The 19797-nt window shown below is 63.3% G+C and carries 14 protein-coding genes, 2 tRNA genes and 1 pseudogene; 9 read left to right on the forward strand and 8 right to left on the reverse strand.

Annotated features, from left to right (window positions below; genetic code table 11):
* Positions 1–94 precede the first annotated feature (94 nt).
* Together RIN13_RS09340 and RIN13_RS09345 are read left to right on the forward strand one after the other, a co-directional pair.
* A tRNA-Ser gene (locus RIN13_RS09340) sits at positions 95–182 on the forward strand.
* An 86-nt stretch (positions 183–268) separates the two neighbouring features.
* The gene (locus RIN13_RS09345) at positions 269–1699 is read left to right on the forward strand and encodes an MFS transporter (protein ID WP_309107058.1); all 1431 of its coding nucleotides are present in this window, start codon (positions 269–271) and stop codon (positions 1697–1699) included.
* A 10-nt stretch (positions 1700–1709) separates the two neighbouring features.
* On the opposite strand, the gene RIN13_RS09350 is transcribed toward RIN13_RS09345, so the two are convergent.
* On the reverse strand, positions 1710–3935 hold the full coding sequence (locus tag RIN13_RS09350; protein WP_309107059.1) for a RecQ family ATP-dependent DNA helicase: 2226 nt from the start codon (positions 3933–3935) through the stop codon (positions 1710–1712).
* A 125-nt stretch (positions 3936–4060) separates the two neighbouring features.
* Between RIN13_RS09350 and RIN13_RS09355 the strand changes: the two genes are divergently transcribed.
* Positions 4061–5479, forward strand: coding sequence for a phosphomannomutase/phosphoglucomutase (locus tag RIN13_RS09355; RefSeq protein WP_309107060.1), 1419 nt, complete (start codon positions 4061–4063; stop codon positions 5477–5479).
* A gap of 13 nt (positions 5480–5492) precedes the next feature.
* The gene (locus RIN13_RS09360; protein ID WP_309107061.1) at positions 5493–6044 is read left to right on the forward strand and encodes a hypothetical protein; all 552 of its coding nucleotides are present in this window, start codon (positions 5493–5495) and stop codon (positions 6042–6044) included.
* Between the two features lie 21 nt (positions 6045–6065).
* On the opposite strand, the gene RIN13_RS09365 is transcribed toward RIN13_RS09360, so the two are convergent.
* The 4 genes from RIN13_RS09365 to RIN13_RS09380 all read right to left on the reverse strand — a co-directional run bounded on the left by RIN13_RS09365 (position 6066) and on the right by RIN13_RS09380 (position 10866).
* The gene (locus RIN13_RS09365) at positions 6066–7349 is read right to left on the reverse strand and encodes a cyclopropane-fatty-acyl-phospholipid synthase family protein (RefSeq protein ID WP_309107062.1); all 1284 of its coding nucleotides are present in this window, start codon (positions 7347–7349) and stop codon (positions 6066–6068) included.
* A 123-nt stretch (positions 7350–7472) separates the two neighbouring features.
* On the reverse strand, positions 7473–8285 hold the full coding sequence (locus tag RIN13_RS09370; RefSeq protein ID WP_309107063.1) for an alpha/beta fold hydrolase: 813 nt from the start codon (positions 8283–8285) through the stop codon (positions 7473–7475).
* A complete protein-coding gene (locus RIN13_RS09375; protein WP_309107064.1) occupies positions 8282–8821 on the reverse strand; it encodes a PadR family transcriptional regulator in 540 nt (179 codons plus the stop codon). Before RIN13_RS09375 ends, RIN13_RS09370 begins: the two co-directional genes overlap by 4 nt.
* Before the next feature lie 218 nt (positions 8822–9039).
* Positions 9040–10866 carry a phosphoenolpyruvate carboxykinase (GTP) gene (locus RIN13_RS09380; RefSeq protein WP_309107065.1) on the reverse strand — a complete coding sequence of 609 codons (1827 nt, stop codon included), beginning with the start codon at positions 10864–10866 and terminating at the stop codon, positions 9040–9042.
* 278 nt (positions 10867–11144) lie between these two features.
* Between RIN13_RS09380 and RIN13_RS09385 the strand changes: the two genes are divergently transcribed.
* Positions 11145–11218 (forward strand) — tRNA-Arg (locus RIN13_RS09385).
* 441 nt (positions 11219–11659) lie between these two features.
* Positions 11660–13120: an NAD(P)/FAD-dependent oxidoreductase gene (locus RIN13_RS09390; protein ID WP_309107066.1), complete on the forward strand. Its 1461-nt coding sequence runs from the start codon at positions 11660–11662 to the stop codon at positions 13118–13120.
* A gap of 97 nt (positions 13121–13217) precedes the next feature.
* On the opposite strand, the gene RIN13_RS09395 is transcribed toward RIN13_RS09390, so the two are convergent.
* Both RIN13_RS09395 and RIN13_RS09400 read right to left on the reverse strand, forming a co-directional pair.
* Positions 13218–13844: a hypothetical protein gene (locus RIN13_RS09395; protein ID WP_309107067.1), complete on the reverse strand. Its 627-nt coding sequence runs from the start codon at positions 13842–13844 to the stop codon at positions 13218–13220.
* Complete coding sequence (locus RIN13_RS09400) at positions 13841–14644, reverse strand: hypothetical protein (protein WP_309107068.1); 804 nt, start codon at positions 14642–14644, stop codon at positions 13841–13843. Before RIN13_RS09400 ends, RIN13_RS09395 begins: the two co-directional genes overlap by 4 nt.
* Positions 14645–14866: 222 nt before the next feature.
* Here RIN13_RS09400 and RIN13_RS09405 point away from each other — a divergent pair, with 222 nt between their 5' ends.
* Genes RIN13_RS09405 through RIN13_RS09415 form a run of 3 tightly spaced genes read left to right on the forward strand, consistent with a single transcriptional unit; the run spans position 14867 to position 18158 of the window.
* Positions 14867–15511 (forward strand): ABC transporter ATP-binding protein, encoded by a 645-nt coding sequence (locus RIN13_RS09405; protein WP_309107069.1) that lies wholly within the window; start codon positions 14867–14869, stop codon positions 15509–15511.
* On the forward strand, positions 15508–17544 hold the full coding sequence (locus RIN13_RS09410) for a YhgE/Pip domain-containing protein (RefSeq protein WP_309107070.1): 2037 nt from the start codon (positions 15508–15510) through the stop codon (positions 17542–17544). Before RIN13_RS09405 ends, RIN13_RS09410 begins: the two co-directional genes overlap by 4 nt.
* Positions 17541–18158 (forward strand): TetR/AcrR family transcriptional regulator, encoded by a 618-nt coding sequence (locus RIN13_RS09415; RefSeq protein ID WP_309107071.1) that lies wholly within the window; start codon positions 17541–17543, stop codon positions 18156–18158. The genes RIN13_RS09410 and RIN13_RS09415 overlap by 4 nt, the downstream gene beginning before the upstream one ends.
* 658 nt (positions 18159–18816) lie before the next feature.
* Here the strand turns inward: RIN13_RS09415 and RIN13_RS09420 are convergent.
* Positions 18817–19710 (reverse strand): annotated as a pseudogene (locus tag RIN13_RS09420) (EamA family transporter); the annotation flags it as partial.
* Positions 19711–19797 lie beyond the last annotated feature (87 nt).

Raw genomic sequence — 19797 nt, forward strand, 5'->3', positions numbered from 1 at the left:
CGACCCCGTCCCTTACTGCGGGCCACGCATTCCCGAACCGTTTTGCACTGGATGGCCGGTTCTGCGTATCCTTGGTGGGCTAGTAATAGCAATTGGAGACGTGCCAGAGCGGCCGAATGGGCTTCACTGCTAATGAAGTGTGGGGCACAACTCCACCGGGGGTTCAAATCCCCCCGTCTCCGCGTTGGGTCCCGGTCATCGACCGGGACCTTTTGCGTAGGACGACAACCTGACGCAGCCCTCCAAAAGACCGTGTGAGGATAAGCGGATGGCAAACAACAGCAGTGTGGCGGCAGCCTCCTGGAGCCCGCGGCTTGCCTTGCTAGTCGCAGCCACCTTCTTTATGGAATTCCTCGACGGCACCGTGCTGGTCACCGCCATTCCGAGCATCGCCAGAGATTTTGACGTTGCGCCGACGGACGTCAACATCACCATGACCGCCTACCTCATGACGGTGGCCATGGGGATTCCCATCAGCGGTTGGCTGGCGGAAAGGCTCGGGGCCCGGAACGTATTCTGTGTCGCCATCGCCACCTTTACTGCTGCTTCCCTGCTCTGCGCCGTCAGCCAGGACCTGACAATGCTGACGTTGAGCCGGATCCTGCAGGGCGCGGGCGGCGCGATGATGGTCCCGGTAGGAACACTGGTGGTGCTCCGCGGGACACCCAAGCAGGACCTGCTGCGCGCCACCGCCTACCTCGTCTGGCCCGGGCTCCTGGCGCCGGTGTTGGCTCCCGTCATCGGCGGGGCGCTGACCAGCTACCTGTCGTGGCAGTGGATCTTCCTGATCAACATTCCCCTGGGGCTTGGCGCCTTCCTGGTTGCGCTGCGGCTGGTTCCGCAAGGGGCCGGCAATCGGGACCGCCGCCTTGACTGGCCCGGGCTGGCCCTCACAACGCTGGGCGTGGGGTCCGTAGTGGTGGGGCTGGAATATGCAGGCCATCATCCCTCCGACGTCCTCCCCTGGGCTGTCGTCGGCCTCGGGTTGGCGCTCCTCGCTGCTGCTGCAGGCTGGATGCGCCACAGCGGACATCCCCTTTTCGATCTGGGGGTCTTTTCCACCAGGTCATTTCGCGCAACGGCCACCGGAGGCTTCATCTACCGGCTCACCATCAGCGCCGTGCCGTTTTTGCTTCCCCTGATGTTCCAGGACGCCTTCGGATGGGACCCTTTGCATGCCGGAGCGATGGTGGCCGCTGTATTCGCGGGGAACATCGGCATCAAGCCAGCCACCACCCCGCTGATCCGGCGTTTCGGCTTCAAACCTGTGCTGGTGTTTGCTTCCTTTGCTTCGGCCATCACCTTCGTTTTTTGCTCAATGCTCGACGCCGGCACTCCCGAAGCACTGATTGCTGTGCTTCTGGTGATCAGTGGAGCTGCCCGCTCCATTGGCTTCTCGGCCTACGCCTCGGTGCAGTATGCGGACATCATCCCGGCGCAACTGCCCTCAGCCAACGTGGTGTCCGCGACCCTGGTGCAACTGGCGGCAGGCTCGGGCATTGCCTTGGGTGCGCTTTTCCTGCGTATTTTTGATAGCACTGGCGCCCTCGGCGGGGACTCCACGGCACCGTACCGGGGGGCCTTCCTGGCGATGGCTGCCCTGATGCTCTTGAGCACCTTGGACAGCCTGTCCCTGCATCGCCACGCTGGCGCCGAAGTGAGCCGCGGGCGGCAGCCCCAGCGGAAGGCAGCGCCTTAGCTGCCTACGCCTAGCCTGCCTGCGCCAGTACCAGCGGCAAAACGGCTCCCGCGCCTGCTCGTCGGAGGGCGCGGGCGGCAACCGTGACGGTCCAGCGGCTGTCGGTGAGGTCGTCCACGAGCATGATGCTTTGCCCGGAGAGTGGTTCCAAAGCGGCAGCGAGTGCCGGTCCCACAGCCAAGCGGTCCCAAACGCCGGCGAGCCGGTAAGCGCTGTTCCCTCCTCTGGCGCCGGTAGGACCTCCGTGCTCGAGCTGAAGCTGGCCCAGATACGGAATGCGGCCTATCCCTGAAATGCCTCGGGCCAGTGACTGCACCAGGACGGGCTTGCTCCTGGAGGGAATACTGACGATTCCGGCAGGCCGGCCCGACCCGCTCCACCCCGGCGCACGATCGCTGCCCGTACCCCATTCCCGAAGAACCTGGACGCAAGCCTGAAGCATGGCCGGGTCGATCTCCCGGTCAGGGGCGCCGGATGCGAAGAGCTCGCGCAGGGAGCCACCCCAGCCAAGGTCTGTGAGCCTTGCAAGAACACGTCCCTCCGCTACATTCTCATCCGCTTTGATTTTGCCCTTCACCTGGACGCCCAGCCGGTCCATCCCAGTGGGCCACTGAAGACGGGCTTCCAGGGCCACACCTGCGCGGCTGAGCGTGGCACCTGCAGCCTCGGTTGCGGAGGAGTTGATGTCGGTAGGGAACCAGCGCCCCGCACAGTTGTCGCAACGGCCGCAAGCCCGCGCCGTCGCATCATCGAGGACCGAGGTGATGTACTCCATCCTGCATCCGGCGGTGTCCTGGTAGATCACCATGGAGTCCTGTTCGTCCACCCGTGCTTCAGCAATACGGCTGTATCTTTCCGAGTCGTAAACCCAAGGCATCCCGGTGGCGCGCCAACCTCCCCCTACCCGTTCCACTGCTCCATCCACGGCCAGAACTTTCAGCAGCAGCTCCAGCGGTGTCCGGCGGAGGTCCACACGTGCTTCCAACGCCACGGTGGACACGGGGCTTCCGGCGTCCGCCAGGGCCGTAAGGACGGCAGCGGCCTTTTCTTCGGACGGCATGGACGCCGTGGCAAAGTACTGCCAGATATCCCGATCCTCGGATCCGGGCAGAAGAAGTACGTCAGCGTTGGCTGCCCCTCGACCGGCACGGCCAACCTGCTGGTAGTACGCCACAGGCGATGACGGGGCTCCAAGGTGCACAACGAAGCCCAGATCCGGCTTGTCGAAACCCATGCCCAGGGCGGATGTGGCAACCAATGCCTTGACCTGGTTGTCTTTGAGCTGTTGTTCCGCCCGTTCCCGGTCGGCGGGGTCCGTTCGCCCCGAATACGCCAGCACCTTGTGGCCGGCTTCAGCCAGCAGCCGCGCGGTGTCCTCCGCGGCGGAGACGGTAAGCGTGTAAATGATGCCGCTTCCTGGTAAGTCCGCAAGATGCGTCAGCAACCACCCCAGCCTGTCGCGGGAATCGGGGAGGTTGAGCACCCCCAGCCGCAGGGACTCCCTGCCAAGGGCACCACGAATGGTCAATACATCCGACCCGAGCTGTTCTTCAATATCGTGAACCACCCTGGAGTTGGCGGTGGCTGTGGTCGCCAGAACCGGCACAGTACGTGGAAGTTCGGTAATCAGGTCAGCAATGCGCCGGTAGTCCGGCCGGAAATCGTGCCCCCAGTCCGAAATGCAGTGGGCCTCGTCAATGACAAGCAGCCCGGTCCGCCGGATCAGTTCCGGCAACTGGTTCTCGCGGAACGAGGGATTCGTGAGCCTCTCCGGTGATACCAGCAGCACGTCCACTTCATCCGATGCCAGCTGCTCCCGGACGGTATCCCACTCGAGCTGGTTGGCAGAGTTGATGGCGACAGCCCTGACTCCGGCCCGTGCTGCGGCGGCCACCTGGTCCCGCATGAGTGCAAGCAGCGGGGACACGATGAGGGTGGGGCCGGCACCGCGACGGCGAAGCAGCAGGGATGCTACAAAATATACGGCGCTTTTCCCCCAACCGGTGCGCTGGACGACGAGAGCCCTGCGCCCGTTTCCAACGAGTGCCTCGATGGCCTCAAACTGGCCATCGTGGAAGCCTGCACCAGGATGGCCAACGAGCTCCCGCAAAACCTCAAGGGCCTCCCCGTAGATGGCAGAAGCGGATGAGGATACAGATCCGGCATCGGCGGCAGGAAGAGCGGCGTCTTGAAGAGCAGCGTCTTGAAGATCGGGGGCATCTCGGTTGGTGAGCATTTCTTCAGTATCCCAGCCACCTCTGACAGCCCAAAAGAAGGCACTCCTTCCATGTGGATAATCGGACGGGCCGACCCCGGAAAAGGGGAACAGGGTGTTTCCCGCTTCAACGTAAGATGGAACGCGTGACTAGCGACCAGACAAAGACTTTTGACCTCTCGGCGGCCTTCAAGGCCTATGACGTGCGCGGCATTGTGGGCGAATCCATCACTGCGGAAATCGTCGAAGCCGTTGGGGCAGCCTTCGTTGACATCCTGGCCCTTGAAGGCCAGACGGTTCTTGTCGGCGGGGACATGAGGCCTTCCTCTCCGGAGTTCAGCAAGGCCTTCGCCAACGGTGCAGCCACCCGGGGCGCCAATGTCCAGTTGCTGGACCTGATCTCCACCGACGAGCTCTACTACGCCTGTGGCGCCCTCAACGCGGCAGGGGCGACTTTCACGGCCAGTCACAACCCCGCAGCGTATAACGGCATCAAAATGGCCAAGGCCGGAGCCGTTCCCATCTCCTCGGAAACCGGGCTGAAGGAGATCCAGGCTCTCGCGGAAGAGTACCTCGCAGCAGGCACGATTGCTGCCGCCCCCAGCCGCGGCCAGATCGGCGTCCATGACGTTCTCAAGGACTACTCCAAATATCTTCGCAGCCTGGTGGACCTCTCAAGTTCCCGCCCGCTCAAAGTAGTCGTGGATGCAGGCAACGGCATGGCCGGCCTCACTACGCCGGCCGTCCTCGGCGACACCCTGCTACCCAAACTCCCCCTCGAGATCGTTCCCCTCTACTTCGAGCTGGACGGTTCCTTCCCGAACCACCCGGCCAACCCCCTGGAACCGGAAAACCTCCGGGACCTCCAGGCCGCCGTCGTGGAGCACGGGGCAGATATCGGCCTGGCTTTTGATGGCGACGCAGACCGCTGCTTTGTCATCGACGAAAAGGGCGACCCGGTGTCGCCGTCGGCCATCACCGGCATGGTGGCGCGGCGCGAAATCGCCCGGGCCAGAGCCCTGGGCGAAGAAACCCCTACCATCATCCACAACCTCCTGACGTCAAAGGCAGTGGCGGAACTCGTGGAGCACGACGGCGGCCGCGCCGTCCGCACTCGGGTGGGCCATTCGTTCATCAAGGCAGTCATGGCCGAGGAAGGCGCCGTCTTTGGAGGCGAGCACTCAGCGCACTTCTATTTCCGTGATTTCTGGAATGCAGACACCGGCATGCTCGCCGCCATGCATGTGCTGGCGGCACTCGGTGAACAGCAGGGTCCGTTGTCTGAACTCGGCCGCGAGTACGAACCCTACGTGTCCTCAGGGGAAATCAACTCCGAGATCGAGGACAAAGCTGCTGCAGTGGAACGGGTCCGCAACAACTTCGAGAATGAAGATGTTGAGATCGACCACATGGACGGCAGCACCTTCACCGCCAGGGACGGCAGCTGGTGGTTCAACCTTCGCCCCTCCAACACCGAGCCGTTCCTGCGGCTCAACGCTGAAGCCAAGGACAGGGCCACAATGGAGAGCCTGCGCGACCGCGTCCTCGCCCTGGTCCGGAGCTAGTCCGCGGTTTGCCATGACTGACGCATCCCCTAACACCACTACATCCGGCGACTCCGCGTTGCGCGGAACATCCCTGCCTCAAGGTTCGGAGCCCGTAACTGCCGACCCCGAAACCTCCTGGCGCAGCTCGGTGGCCCCGGCCACTGCGACGGATCTGGAAAACCTGCTGGGCACCGGAGTCGGCGCGGCCCAGGAACAACTCGGACGGAACGGCGGGTTCCTGCCGTTTGCGCTCGTGGTGGAGAACGACGGCGAGGTCCGTCTGGTGGCGGTCACGCCGTCGGACGCCCCGGCCGGGTCCGACGCCGACTTTGATGCCGATTCGATGATCAGCGATCTCAGGGAGCTCCTCAAGCAGAACCGTGACGATTTCCGGGCAGCGGCAGTGGTCTGCGACATCACCTTGCTCGAAGAGGACACCGACGCTATCCACGTGGCGACGGAGCACCGGGACGGGGCTGTCTTTTCCGCCGTCCTTCCGTACACGACGAACGCCGACTCCGGTGAGCTGACTTTCGGACAGCTCGCAGCCGACTCAGATAAACCCACCGTCTGGGTGGACTAGCACCACTCTCTACCCGTCGGGTTAGAACCAGGCCGTCCTGCGCAATGGCGGCTGGTCCCCTCCAGCCTTCTGAACCAGGATCTGGTTTACGCCGGTGGTGCCGTCCTCAAAGCCGAGGGCACTTGCGGCCATATACAGCCGCCAAACCCGTGCGCGTCCTGCCCCGCCGGCCTCTACCGCTTCATCCCAGTGATCTTCGAGGTTCCGCACCCACGCCCGGAGCGTCAGCGCATAATGCCGGCGGAGGGCTTCAACGTCCAGCACCTCCAGGCGGGCCGCCTCAAGCGCCGTGACCATCTCGCCCAGGCTAAGCATCTCCCCATCGGGGAAAACGTAGCGGGGAATGAAGGAGTCCGGGTCCGGATCGGTAGGCCCGGCGTTCCACGAGATGGCGTGATTGAGGAGCCTGCCGCCGGGGCGCAACAGGTCGCGCAGCTGGGATGTGTACGTTGGCATCTGCTCACTGCCCACATGCTCGGACATTCCAATGGAGCTGATGGCGTCAAACGGGCCGTCATTGACGTCGCGGTAGTCCTGGATCCTGATCTCCACTCTGTCGGTCAGCCCGGCTTCAGCCACCCGCTTGCTGGCCAGTGCCGCCTGTTCTGCCGAAAGGGTGACCCCGACGACGTCGACACCGTAACGCTGGGCGGCATGGAGGGCGAAGCTCCCCCAGCCGCAACCCACGTCCAGCACGCGCATGCCAGGTTGCAGACCCAGCTTGCGGCAGACAAGATCGAGTTTGGCCTCCTGGGCGGCGTCAAGGCCGGCCTGCTCGTTCTCCCATACCGCGCACGAGTAAACCAGTGACGGACCGAGCACCAAAGCATAGAAGTCATTGCCGACGTCGTAGTGGTGGGAAATCGCCGCGGCGTCCCTCTTCTTGGAGTGCCGGCGCCCATGGCGGCCCACATTCGCTTCTTCCGGGGGCGGTGCCGGATTGGGCCCCAGAGCACCCAGCCGGACCGCCGTCCTGACCAGCTTCAGGACTTCACGAGCCGTCAATGAGCGGGCAGGGGCACCCTCGGCAAACTTCGCGATGGAATTCAAAGCGGCAAAGGTCTCAAAGATGTCACCGGGAGCATCGATGTCACCTGAAACATAGGCACGGCTCAGTCCCAGCTGCCCCGGCGACCACAGTATCCGCCGCAGAGCCCGCCGGGATCGAAACATGACCAGAGGAGCATCGGGCGGGCCCGCCTCTGAACCGTCCCACGCCTGCACACGCACCGGGATGTCCTCCGCTCCCAAGACAATAGCCAGTGCTTGCGCGAGCCGTTGTGCCACACCCGTTGTTTTCGACATCTGCATTGCCTCTCTCCCCATGCCATCGCCTGAACTCCAACCTACTCCCCGGAGGTATCAACGTCAGGTGGCACCGGCCGAAGACACGCCAGGGTCGCATCAGGTGCCGATCGACCTGCGCAATCAGCGTCTAGAGGGACGCGCGGCAGGGATCAGCCCCGCGTGCACCTCGCCCGCTACCCAAAGGCGGACCATCGCACTGAACAGCTCTCCGTTTTCAACATTCCAGACGTGATGCATTCCCGGCGCGACCCTAAACTCTGCGTGGGGCAGCAGAGAGCCCAAGCCTGCGAATGAAGCAGCCACAATTGCCGGCTCCCTCTCCCCAGCAACGGCCAGGAGACGGCCAGGGAACAAAGCCAGTTCTTCAGGGACTGCACCCGCATACACCTCCCGGAGCATCCGTTCCGCGTTGGAACGCCGGACGGATAATCCGTGGCGGACGTATAGCTCCACGGAATCTTTGGGCAAGCGGAACGCCCTGGCTTGTCCCCGCCAGAACCAGGCCCTCTCCCAAAAGACGAACTGGAGGGCTGCGAGCCATCGGGTGGGTCCCCGGACCTCTGCCATCACTGCTCCGCTAACCAGCACGGAAGATGCAATTTCGGGGTGCCTGGCGATGAGGTGGAGAGCGACGACAGCCCCCATGGACAGGCCCACGACGTGAACCGGTCCAGGTTCTGCCTGCTCGGCAATGAAGGCGGCCACTGCGTCCGCCGCCCCTGCCAGGTCTGTCCAGTCCTCGGCCACCCTGCTTCCAAAACCGGGCAGGTCAGGGGTGAGGATCCGGTAGTCAGGAAGTGCTTTTACCTGGGGGTCCCACATCCAGTTGGCGACGTTTCCGCCGTGCAGGAACACAATAGTCCCGCCAGTGGGAGCCCCGGCATCTGCTGACCTCGGATGGATCTCGGGGTAGGTATCGGCGTGCGCACTCATACCAGTTCCTTTTCGATGTCCTGCAGCCAATCGAGTTCTGCTTTGAGGTGCCGGATTCCGTTCCTCAACGTGGCCAGCTGAAAGTACAGCGCCTCCCCCGGCGAAGCGGCACGGCTTGCGTCCAGCTGCTCCTGCAGCGAGGCAAGGTAGCTGAGGGCAGCCTCCCGACGGCGGTCAAACAGCTTGTGCAGCTGCTTCTCATCGAGCTGGGCCGCGAAAAACACCCGCCCGAGGAAGGCATTCCGTTCGGCGTCGGGGGCCGGATCGGTTTCGAGCCACTCAAGGAGCGCCGCCCTCCCATGCTCGGTGATCCTGTGCACCTGTTTGGACGGAAGACCATCTTGCTGCACGGTTTCCGCAATGCAGAGCCCGTCCTTGACCAGTGTTGTCAGGGTCCTGTAAATCTGCGCCTTATCGGCCGACCAGAAGTGGTTCACCGTCGCGTCAAAATGCTTCTTGAGTTCGTAGCCCGTCATGGGCGCGAGGCTGAGCAAGCCCAGAATCAGGCGGGAAAGTGTCATAAGCCATGGTGACATATCTACTAGTAGACTTGTCAACCGCATCAGGGCAGGGCAGCAATCCCCCCTTCTGATCCCTCTTCCCAAACTGGGTCCCAAAACCGGCTTAAACGCAGCGGCTCCGCACCTTTCCGAGGAAAGGTGCGGAGCCGCCGTCGTCATCCGGGCCTCCGCCTGGGCCCACGCTGCCGAGGGGTCCCCAATCGAGCTTGCGAGACTGGGGAAGCAGTGGGGATTTAGCTGAGGCGGGCCTTAAGGTGGGCCAGTTCGGTCTGGAGCGCATCGGGCAGCGAGCCACCAAAGTTGGCGTACCACTCCTCGATGGAGGCCAGCTCGGTTGCCCACTCCTGCGGGTCCACGCGTACGGCTTCTTCCACCTGGGCAGGGGTCATATCCAGGCCGGTCAGATCAATCGAGTCACCGGTGGGAACGAAACCGATGGGGGTTTCGACGGCGGCCGCCTTACCCTCGAGGCGCTCCATGGCCCACTTGAGGACACGGGCGTTGTCCCCGAACCCGGGCCACGCGAATCCGCCTTCCGGCGTGCGACGGAACCAGTTGACCAGGAAGATCTTGGGAAGCCGCGCCGGGTTCGCCTTGGCCGAAAGGTTGACCCAGTGGTTGAGGTAATCACCGGCGTCGTACCCGATGAACGGAAGCATGGCCATCGGGTCACGGCGCACAACGCCTACGGCACCCGCCGCTGCCGCGGTGGTTTCCGAGGAAAGGGTGGAGCCCATGAAGATTCCGTTGGACCAGTCAAAGGACTGGGTAACCAGGGGGATGGTCGTCTTGCGGCGTCCACCGAACAGGATCGCTGAAAGCTCGACGCCGTCCGGGTTGTTGTACTCCTCGGCCAGCATGTCGATCTGGTCGATGGGGGTGCAGAAACGTGAGTTGGGGTGAGCCGCGGGCTGGTCCGAGTCCGGCGTCCACGAGTTCCCCTGCCAGTCCGTGAGGTGGGCAGGAACGTCATCGGTCATGCCCTCCCACCAGACTCCGCCATCGTCGGTCAGTGCGACGTTGGTGAAGATGCTGTTGCCCTTGGCGATGGCGCGCATGGCGTTGGGGTTGGTTCCCCAGCCGGTTCCGGGAGCTACGCCGAAAAGGCCTGCTTCCGGGTTGACGGCGCGCAGTTCGCCTTCCTTGCCGAACCGCATCCAGGTGATGTCATCACCAAGCGTTTCGACCTTCCACCCATCAATGGTGGGATCAAGGAGGGCAAGGTTTGTTTTGCCGCAGGCGGACGGGAAGGCCGCCGAGACGTAGTATTTTTTCTGCTCAGGTGAGGTCAGCTTGAGGATAAGCATGTGCTCGGCCAGCCAGCCCTCATCGCGGGCCATGACTGAGGCGATGCGCAGGGCATAGCACTTCTTACCCAGCAGGGCGTTGCCGCCGTAACCGGAACCGAACGACCAAATGGAGCGCTCTTCGGGGAAGTGCACAATCCACTTGTCCGGGTTGCAGGGCCAGGCGACGTCTGCCTCGCCAGGCGCGAGAGGCGCCCCCAGGGAGTGGAGGGCCGGAACGAAAAAGGCGTTGTTTGCCGTGATACGGTCCAGGACCTCTGTGCCGATGCGGGCCATGATGCGCATCGAGGCAACAACGTACGCGCTGTCCGTAATCTCGACGCCGAACTTGGGGTCCTCGGCGTCAAGGTGTCCCATGACGAAGGGAATGACGTACATGGTCCGGCCGCGCATGGAACCGGCGAAGAGGCCGTGAAGCTTCTCCTTCATCTCATCCGGGGCCATCCAGTTATTGGTGAAGCCGGCGTCGCGCTTGTTCTGCGAGCAGATGAAGGTCTGCTCCTCGACGCGCGCAACATCCGCAGGATCGGAGAAAGCAGCAAAGGAGTTGGGGAACGATTCCTGGTTGAGTCGGGTCAGAGTGCCGGCAGCGACGAGTTCGTCGGTGAGCCTGGTATTTTCCTCTTCGGAGCCGTCGACCCAGTGGATGCGGGCAGGCTGAGTGAGTTCAGCAACCTCCTCGACCCACGCCAGCAGGCCGGCATGTGTGGTTGGTGCTTTCTCAAGCAGCGGCAGTCGCGCCAGATCGCCCATTGCGGTTCCCTTCCTCGGGTTCAGTGGTGTGTCCTAAATGCTAGGTGTCCAACCGCCTGTAAATTCCGCCGTAAATGCAGGGCCGAACGTGGATGCCAACAGAAAAACCGCGTGAACTCAAGGAAGAGCGCTATCAAAATACTGGACTTTTGTGAGTAAGCTCACATAGACCGGTCTAGTCGTGCAGATTACATCTGTTTCGATTTGGAAGTACGGCCGCATCTCGCGTAAAGTAATTCGAGGTTCGCAGAGAGCGAAGTTCTCCAAGAGCCGCGAATGCGCCCATAGCTCAGCTGGATAGAGCGTCTGTCTACGGAACAGAAGGTCAGGGGTTCGAATCCCTTTGGGCGCACAATACACAAAATCCGCACCGGTCCGCTGGTGCGGATTTTTTTGTGTGCCGCATCAGGGCCGGTGCTGCAGAATCGTAGGGCCGCGCTTGGCCTCAACCACGCCCGGACTCCCGCACTAAACGCCTCGTCGCCCTCCAATAAGCAGCCTGGGCCCGCTTGTTCGCGCGCTTGTTCCCCCAGATGTTCCCCGCATGTTCCGTGCTTGTTCCCGCTTATCAGGGCACCGGGAGCCTCATTCCGGCACGTTTCAGCAACGGGCCGGACAATCTGGTGCAGCATCTCAACCACGCCGGCGATCAGAGGTATCGCATTGGCGTCCCGACTGTGAGCCAAAGCTATATGCCGGTCTAGACCACCGGCGTAGTGCCTCGTCATGATCGCCTGCCGATAGTCTTTCGCTGCCTTCAGACACACCCTCCCCCCGGGCGTAGTCTGGAGCCATGATGGCGCAAAACGTACGGGAAGTCGATGTCATTGTTATCGGGGCAGGGGCAGCCGGGGAAAACGTTGCGGACCGTGCCGTACAAGGAGGACTCACCACCGTGCTGGTCGAAGCCGGGCTCGTGGGTGGCGAATACTCCTATTGGGCCTGCATGCCTTCCAAGGCCTTGATCCGCTCAGGAACAGCGCTTCATGGCGCCCAGACAGTTCCGGGGGCGGGGGAGGCAGTCACCAGAACCCTCGACGCCGCTGCAGTCCTCAAGCGCCGGGACTACTTCACCGCCAACTGGCAGGACGACAGCCAGGTCAAATGGGCGGACAATTCCGGTATCGAACTGATTCGCGGCCACGGCTGGATCACGGGTCCACGCACCGTTGAGGTAGCAGGACTCGACGGCGTCAGCCACCTGCTCACAGCCCGCGAGGCAGTTGTTCTCGCCACAGGATCCTCGCCTCGCACTCCTCCGGTCGAAGGCCTGGCCGACCTGGATTACTGGACTACGCGGGAGGCCACCTCCGCCCAGGCAATTCCGAAGACGCTGGCGGTCCTCGGCGGCGGCGTGGCCGGGACTGAACTCGCGCAGGCCTTCGCCCGGCTGGGATCTTCAGTCACTGTGGTTGCCCGTGGCACCTTGCTGGGCAGCTTCCCGCCGGAAGCTGCCGAACTGGCCGCTTCCGGCCTGCGGGCTGACGGCGTCGAACTCCACCTCCATACGAAAACCGTCAGCGTTACCGGCAACGACGACGGTTCGGTGACCCTTCTGCTTGACGACGGCGCCACGGCTACCGTGGAAAAGCTTCTGGTCGCGACCGGACGCCGCCCTGCCCTTGAGGGACTGGGGCTGGAAAGCATAGGGCTGGAACCGGACGGGCATGGCACCTTGCAGCTCAGCACTGATGCCAGCGGGCTGGTGGAGCTTGCAACCAACAGTGAAGGTTCGGGCCCTTGGCTGTATGCCGTTGGTGATGCCGCAGGTGCCGTGATGTTGACGCACCAAGGCAAGTACGAGGCCAGGGCAACCGGCGACGCCATTGCCGCCCGGGCCAAGGGCGAGCTGGAAGGAACTCCGGCGCCCTGGAGCCGTTTTGCCCAGACCGCCAACGAGCACGCGGTCCCGAATGTGGTGTTTACAGATCCCGAACTGGCATCGGTGGGAAGGTCCGTGGCCCGTGCGGAAAAGGATGGATACCGGGTCTCCTCAGTAGAGCTGCCTATCCAGGTTGCGGGCTCTGCTCTCCGTTCAGAACGCTATGAGGGATGGGCCCAGCTGGTGATCGATGAGGATCGGCAAGTCATCCTTGGCGCCACGTTCGCGGGACCCGACGTTTCGGAACTCCTCCACGCCGCCACCATAGCCATCGTCGGTGAGGTTCCCTTGGACCGGCTCTGGCATGCCGTGCCGTCATATCCCACGGTCAGCGAGATCTGGCTGCGTCTGCTGGAAAAGTACGGGCTCTGAAGCAGGAGCTCTAACTCTCAAACTCCTGCAAGCGGCGTTCCCCGGTGCTCGTCAGCTGCACGGCGCGGCTATCCGTCCCAGGCATTCCTTCCAGGTGCTATCCGCTGACGGGCCGGAGCGCCGACTCCACTAGGACGAGTTTTGGCCCGTACCTGGCATCCATTTCGTTTTGAAGGGCGCCGTCGTCGTAGAAAACATTGAGGATGAGGTATCCGTTCGCGGTCCAGGAACCCAGGATGGACGACTCATGGGAGCTGTAAATTTCGGCTCGAATCAGTTCGAGCTGCACCTCGCTCCCTGGTCCGGCAGACTCCTCCCATAGTTTGGGTCTGGTAGGACCAGGCGGGTCGTAGAGCGACAATGGGACCGGATCTTTTGTCTGGGTGAAGTGGACCCCATCCCACGTCCCGGCCACCGCATACGAGCCCCACGTGTAGCCGGAAGCGGTCTCCTCGTCGTCCACCTTCGACCAATCCCAATTCGCCAGAGCGGGACCGCTACATTGCGGCGGATACGACTCCGCAATGGAGCCCAGACAGAGCTGCGGCGGTTCGGCCTCCTTCTGCAGAACCATTCCCTGCCCCTGGAGTTCCCCTGCCACCGGAAGCGGCGCGGTGGTACCCGTTGGATCTCCAACCGACGCCGCCGGAGTGGCACAGCCGCTCACCAGGAGCGTTCCGAGAGCGATAGAGCCCCCCTTCCGGAACCAAGGTGCGGCAGTCATGAGTAACTCACGCTCAGCAACAATGCCTTGAGCTGGGAGTACTGTTCACTGCCCATCCAGGCTTTAGCCGCCTCCCGACTGGGGAAGGCCAGGTGCGGCGGCGGGTTGAAGATGGCCCCGACCATGGCGCCCCCGTTTTCCATCACGAGCAACCCGCAGCCGGAATTCACTTCTCCCTCATCGAAGTTGCTGGGTCTGCTGAGCGACATGCTGTACCAGTCTTCACCCCCGACGTTTTCCACCTTGAACCCGAACCAGGGGGTAGTGCCGTCAGCTTGACGCATGCCGGGAGCATCTGCCTTGTCCAGCACCGTGCGGTGGACGGGTCCACCCGCACATCCGATCCCGTCTGCGCCGCTTGAGACCCGGACGAGATCATTGCCTGTGCCGTCGGAGACGATCGCCTCAACAGGCTGCCACGGAGGCCCGTCCCGGCCTGGCCCACGCTCGGTTCTGACGGACCAGCCGGCCGGGTAGGAGAATGAGATGTGCCCATCGGGGAAGGTGAAGGACTGCAACGAGGGCGCCACCGGCTCCACTGGCACCACCGGCTCCACGGGAGCAGGCGCTTGGGGCGCTGGAACTGCTGAAGGTGCAGGCGACAACAGGGGCTCCGGGCCAGCGGGAGCAACAGTAGCTGACATCGTAGGTTCGCCGGTTGCAGTGGAGGTCACCCCGGGAGCCGCACTTCCGGCATCTGCGATCTCAACTCCCGTCTGCGGACCGCAGGCGGAAAGGGTAAGGCTGATGGCGAGACCGGCCATAGTTACTGCTCCAAGAAAGCCGAGTTTAGATGTCATTTTTTATGATCCCCCGAAGGTGTGCGTTGACCGCGGAGCTCCCTGCCCCGCTTGACCTGTTAGTTTCCGGGTAGGGCCGGTTGGTTACAGGGGGTGCGCAATCACGGTTCACCCACCTGCCCAAAGGCAGACGGTAGGTGCGCACCTCAATAAAACCTCCTATTTGAACTGACTGGTCAGTTTAGTTAGACTCGCAGGAGTTTCCGTCCGTGAAAGGTCCTCATGCTCTCCGTAGAAAACCTCCGTATCCAAGGCCGGAGGGAGGACCTTCTGGCTGCCACCTCACTGCAGAGCCGTCGGGGCGAACTCCTGCTGGTCACTGGTGAACGCCAGGACCAGCGGACAGCTTTGGCCCTTTGCCTGAGCGCTCGAATGAAGGCAACGGCAGGATCCGTCAGCTGGGACGGCGTCAGCAAGACGAAGAAACTCAGGGTCGCGAGCGCCCTGGTGGACTCCCCCGGAGTCAATGAACCTGAGCAGCACCTGACCGTCCGTGATCTCGTCACCGAGGACCTGGCCCTGATTCCACGCCGGTACCGCGGGGCTTTGCTCAGCCGGCCCTGGTTGAAGATCAACCGATTCGAGGACATTGCGGAATTGTGGACCGAGCAGCTTCCACCGCTGCGGCGTGTTGAACTGCTTACCGCCCTGGCCCTCGCCAACCCGGAAACGGACCTTTTGGTGGTGGACTCCCCGGATCGCCACAGTGCAGACCCGGGAGGCTGGCTTTCGAGGCTGGAGGAACTGGCGCACGACGGCGGGCGGCCGCTCGCCGTCGTCGCCACCGTCAGCACCCTCCCGGACGGCTGGACGGGACCTTCAGCGGTCATCGGTAACGACATCCCCGAGAAGGAGAACTCCAAGTGACTGTGCTGCGGCTGGCCCGTTCCGAACTTAAACGCATGACCGGCGGGCTGCTGCCGAAACTAACCCTTCTCGCCCTGATCATGGTGCCACTGCTCTACGGCGCGGTATACCTCTACGCGAACTGGGATCCCTATAGCAATCTGGACCAGATCGATGCTGCCCTGGTGGTGGAGGACACGGGAGCAATGTCTGGCAACGGCACAGAGCTGCAGGCGGGGAAGGAAGTGGCCGATAGCCTGGTCAAGGGCCATGTCTTTAACTGGGAGAACGTCAGCAGCAGCGATCAAGCCGATCAGGGCGTCGCAAGCGGCAAGTACGCCTTCGCCCTGAAGATCCCGAAGGACTTCTCGGCCAACCTCACGTCCCCCGGCAGCTTTGATGCCGCCAGCCAGGCCATGCTGAACGTGACCACCAACGATGCCAATAACTACCTCCTCAGCACCATCGTGGACAAGCTGACCACCGCCGTTCACGCCTCCGTTGCCCAGGAAGTGGGCGAGGAAACAGCAAATCAACTGCTCACCGGCTTCGGGACCATTCACACCCAGGTCACCAAGGCGGCAACGGGAGCCGGACAACTTTCCGGCGGCGTGAGCCAGCTCCGTGACGGGACGGTGACGCTCCACACAGGGACGAGGCAGCTCAGCCAGGGTGCAGCTGAGCTCTACAACGGCCAGCTAAAACTTAGCGACGGCGCCAATCAGCTCGCGGCCGGAGCGGGACAGCTCGACGGCGGGCTGCAGCAGCTGAAGGACAAGACGGCCACCTTGCCCACGGATTCTCAACGGCTGGCCGATGGCGCTGCGCAGGTGGCCGCGGGAAATGCTGCCCTGAACACCAAAGTCCAGGACGTCGTCGGCCAGCTGACTGCAGCGGACCAGGGTTTGCGGGAACGCGTAGTGGCTTCCAACACCAAGCTGGTGGAGACAGGCGTGCTCAGCCAGGAACAGGCCAACAAGGTCCTGGCCGACTTCGATACTGCCGCTGCTTCCGGCCCCGCGGCCGATGCCAAATCAAAAATTCAGGCGGACGCTGCACAAATCCAGCAGCTGGCGGACGGATCTGCCGCCGTCAGCGACGGGGCTGCCGAGCTTGCCGCCGCTGCCCCCGCCCTGACCGGCGGAATCGCCCAGGCATCAACGGGAGCCGATCAGCTGGCATCCGGTTCGACTTCCCTGGCGGCCGGAGAGCAGGCCGCTCTGGACGGCGCGGCCCGTTTGTCCACGGGAGCACAGGAGCTCGATTCCGGCGCCGGCAAGCTTGAAAGCGGCGCGGGAACAGCGGCCGACGGCGCCAGTACCTTGGCTGATGAACTTGCCAAAGGCGCCGGCCAGGTCCCCAATCCAGATGAGTCCCAGAAGAGCAGCCTGTCCAAGGTCATTGCGGATCCTGTTGCAGTAAGCAACGTCTCCCAGGCCAAGGCCGGCTCCTATGGTGCGGGGCTGGCTCCGTTCTTTCTCACGCTTGCTTTGTGGATCGGCATTTTTATGCTGGTCCAGGCGATGCGTCCCATCACCCAGCGTGCACTGGCTTCCAATGCCCCTGCCTGGAAAATCGCCGTCGGCGGCTGGTTGCCGTTCCTCGCGGTTTCCGTTTTGCAGGCGAGTTTGCTCACTCTGGTGGTGGACGTCGGGCTGGGACTGAACCCTGCCCATCCGGTTCTGATGTGGCTCTTTATGCTGGCGGCCGCCATGGCGTTCAGCTCCCTCATCCAAGGCATCGTGGCGCTGCTCGGCTCTCCGGGAAAGCTGGTGGTCCTCGTCCTGCTGGTTCTTCAGCTGGTCTCGTCCGGCGGCACCTTCCCCTGGCAGACCACGCCGCAGCCCCTCCATGTTGTGCATGACGTCCTGCCCATGGGCTACGTGGTGACCGGGATGCGCCACCTGATCTACGGGGCCGACCTCTCTCTGATCCTGCCCACTGTGATGGGTCTCCTTGGCTACACTGTGCTGGGTGCCGTGCTGTCCGCGCTGGCAGTCCGCAAGCACAAGTTCTGGACCCTTAAATCGCTGAAGCCGGAGATTGCAATATGAGCACGCAGGAAGCCGGAGAGCGGAAGCTGCGTCCCGGCAGGACCACCGCCACGAAACAAAAGCTGTTCGAGGCCTCCATGGAACTGATCGGCGAGCGCGGAGCGGCCGGCGTCACGGTGGATGAGATAGCGGCCGCAGCAGGCGTCTCCAAGGGAACGGTGTACTACAACTTTGGCAGCAAGTCCGATCTCATTGCCCAGCTGCTGCGGCATGGCGTGGACATCCTGCTGACACGCCTGGTGAGTGCGCAGGACAATTCAGCGGACCCGCTCGAAGCGATGGACCAGATGATCGGCCAGGCCATGGACTTTATGGCCGAGTATCCTTCGTTTGCCAGGCTCTGGGTCAGTGAAAACTGGCGGACACCCAGTGTCTGGCAGGACACCTTCGCTGAACTCCGCGCCGTCTTGCTGGAGGTCATCGGCGCGGCGATAGAGCGGGTGGCTGCTGCATACCCTGTGGACACGTCAATTTCCCGCGGAAGCCTCGAAACTGCGATTTTTGGCGCCTGCTTTGTGGTGGGCCTGGATCGGCAGACGTACCACCCCGAGCGGACCAGGGAACAAAGCATTGCGGCGATCATGGCAATTATGCGTGGCTACGTCCTGAAATAGCCCACCCTTCGGGGAAGATGGGCACCATGGGGAGCAGCGGGAGGACAGCGGTTGGCGCGGTCTTCGCCGCCGTCGGCCTGCTGGTCCTGACTGCCATCACCCTTGAAGAGACGGTCCTCTTCGCCTTCCTCGGAGCAGTGGCGCTGGGTTACCTGGCGTCCGTGGTCCAGGTGGTCACCCGCGGGCGGAACCTGGCCCTGTTGGCAGGAGGCATCGGGACGAGCCTTTTCATCGGCTTCGCGATCGCCTTCCTGCGGATGTGGGGACTGGCTTTTAACCAGGATCCGGCGGCGCTTGGTACCGCCGTCACCACCAAGGATTCGGACATCTATTTCTATTTGGCCCTTGTATCCGGCTCAGGAACATTGCTGGTGCTCTTTGCCGGAGCAGTGTGGCCTTCAGGCAAAAGGCTTCCGTCCGCCCGCAAGTCATCTCCGGCCTCGCGCCGGAAGCCTGTTCCGGCCTCCCGGCGTCCCGGCTCGACGTCGTCCGCCTCGAAACGACCAGTCTCGCCGTCAGCCGCCCGGTCGCGGAGCTCCTCAGCTGCGTCCAAAGCGTCGGCGGCGTCCAAACGCGCACCCTCAGCGCTGAAACCCAAGCCTCCCGCCAAAGGCGCCGGGCCAGCGAAGGCAACGTCCCGCCGCTGAGCGTGCCAGCGGCGCTGCCCTGGTGTAATCAAGGGCCCTACTGGTCCCAGAACAGCGGTGGCCACCCCGCTCAGCAGGAGCACACCCCCCGCCACTTCAGCCGGAGACGGCACCTCATTCAGGACCAGCCCCGCAGTGCTTATGCCCACCACCGGGACCAGGAGCGTGAAGGGAACCACGGCCGACGACGGGTACAGGCTCAGCAGCCGGTTCCAGATTCCGGAGCCCACCAGGGAGGCAAACACCGCGGTATAGATGGCGCTCAGCACCGTAGCAGGCTGGAGATTGGCGAGGGTCCCAATTACCGCGTCGGATCCGTCCACCAGGAAGGACAGCCCGGCAAGTGGCAGCGGCACCAAGGCTCCCGACCACACCACCAGACCCAGCCCGGAGGTATCTTCCGCCTTCCGCACGATCACGTTGCCGACAGCCCAGGACAGGGCAGCGGCCAGCACGACGATAAATGGCAGGACTGGCGCCACCATGCTGCGGCCCGCTGCCACGACGGCCAGCCCTGCAATGCCCAGGACGACGCCGGTAAGTTGGCGGCCGCTGGGCCGCTCCCCCAGGACCCCGGCCGCGATCAGCACCGTGAGCAGGACTTGGGCCTGCAGTACCAGCGATGCCAACCCTGCCGGCATTCCCATGGCCATGCCCACATACAAGAGGGCGAATTGCCCCATACCCATAAACAGCCCGACGCCGAGGATTATGGTCCAGCTGACGTCGGGTTTGCGGATGAAGAAGATGCACGGGAGGACAACGAGAACGAAACGCATCGCCGCGAACAGCAGCGGGGGCACGTCGCCGGCGCCCTCGGGGTGCAGGCCAAAGTCGATCGCAACGAAATTCACGCCCCACAGCACGGCAACGAGGACGGCCAGCGCACTATGACGTATGTTCACGCTCCCACTGTGCCAGTTGGAAGCCGAATATCACGCGAGGTGCTGCTGTTCCTCGCGCGAGCCCTCACCGCCGTCGAAATCCAGGGC

Origin of the sequence: Arthrobacter sp. (assembly GCF_031179985.1) — a bacterium.
In the GTDB taxonomy this organism is placed as follows: Bacteria; Actinomycetota; Actinomycetes; order Actinomycetales; family Micrococcaceae; genus Arthrobacter.

Bases quoted from the DNA above. Each gene is read 5' to 3' on its own strand.
- RIN13_RS09405 (WP_309107069.1), top strand. From the start codon at position 14,867: ATGCTCTCCGTAGAAAACCTCCGTATCCAAGGCCGGAGGGAGGACCTT.
- RIN13_RS09345 (WP_309107058.1), top strand. From the start codon at position 269: ATGGCAAACAACAGCAGTGTGGCGGCAGCCTCCTGGAGCCCGCGGCTT.
- RIN13_RS09370 (WP_309107063.1), bottom strand. From the start codon at position 8,285: ATGAGTGCGCACGCCGATACCTACCCCGAGATCCATCCGAGGTCAGCA.
- RIN13_RS09375 (WP_309107064.1), bottom strand. From the start codon at position 8,821: ATGTCACCATGGCTTATGACACTTTCCCGCCTGATTCTGGGCTTGCTC.
- RIN13_RS09350 (WP_309107059.1), bottom strand. From the start codon at position 3,935: ATGCTCACCAACCGAGATGCCCCCGATCTTCAAGACGCTGCTCTTCAA.
- RIN13_RS09365 (WP_309107062.1), bottom strand. From the start codon at position 7,349: ATGTCGAAAACAACGGGTGTGGCACAACGGCTCGCGCAAGCACTGGCT.
- RIN13_RS09380 (WP_309107065.1), bottom strand. From the start codon at position 10,866: ATGGGCGATCTGGCGCGACTGCCGCTGCTTGAGAAAGCACCAACCACA.
- RIN13_RS09390 (WP_309107066.1), top strand. From the start codon at position 11,660: ATGATGGCGCAAAACGTACGGGAAGTCGATGTCATTGTTATCGGGGCA.
- RIN13_RS09415 (WP_309107071.1), top strand. From the start codon at position 17,541: ATGAGCACGCAGGAAGCCGGAGAGCGGAAGCTGCGTCCCGGCAGGACC.
- RIN13_RS09360 (WP_309107061.1), top strand. From the start codon at position 5,493: ATGACTGACGCATCCCCTAACACCACTACATCCGGCGACTCCGCGTTG.
- RIN13_RS09395 (WP_309107067.1), bottom strand. From the start codon at position 13,844: ATGACTGCCGCACCTTGGTTCCGGAAGGGGGGCTCTATCGCTCTCGGA.
- RIN13_RS09400 (WP_309107068.1), bottom strand. From the start codon at position 14,644: ATGACATCTAAACTCGGCTTTCTTGGAGCAGTAACTATGGCCGGTCTC.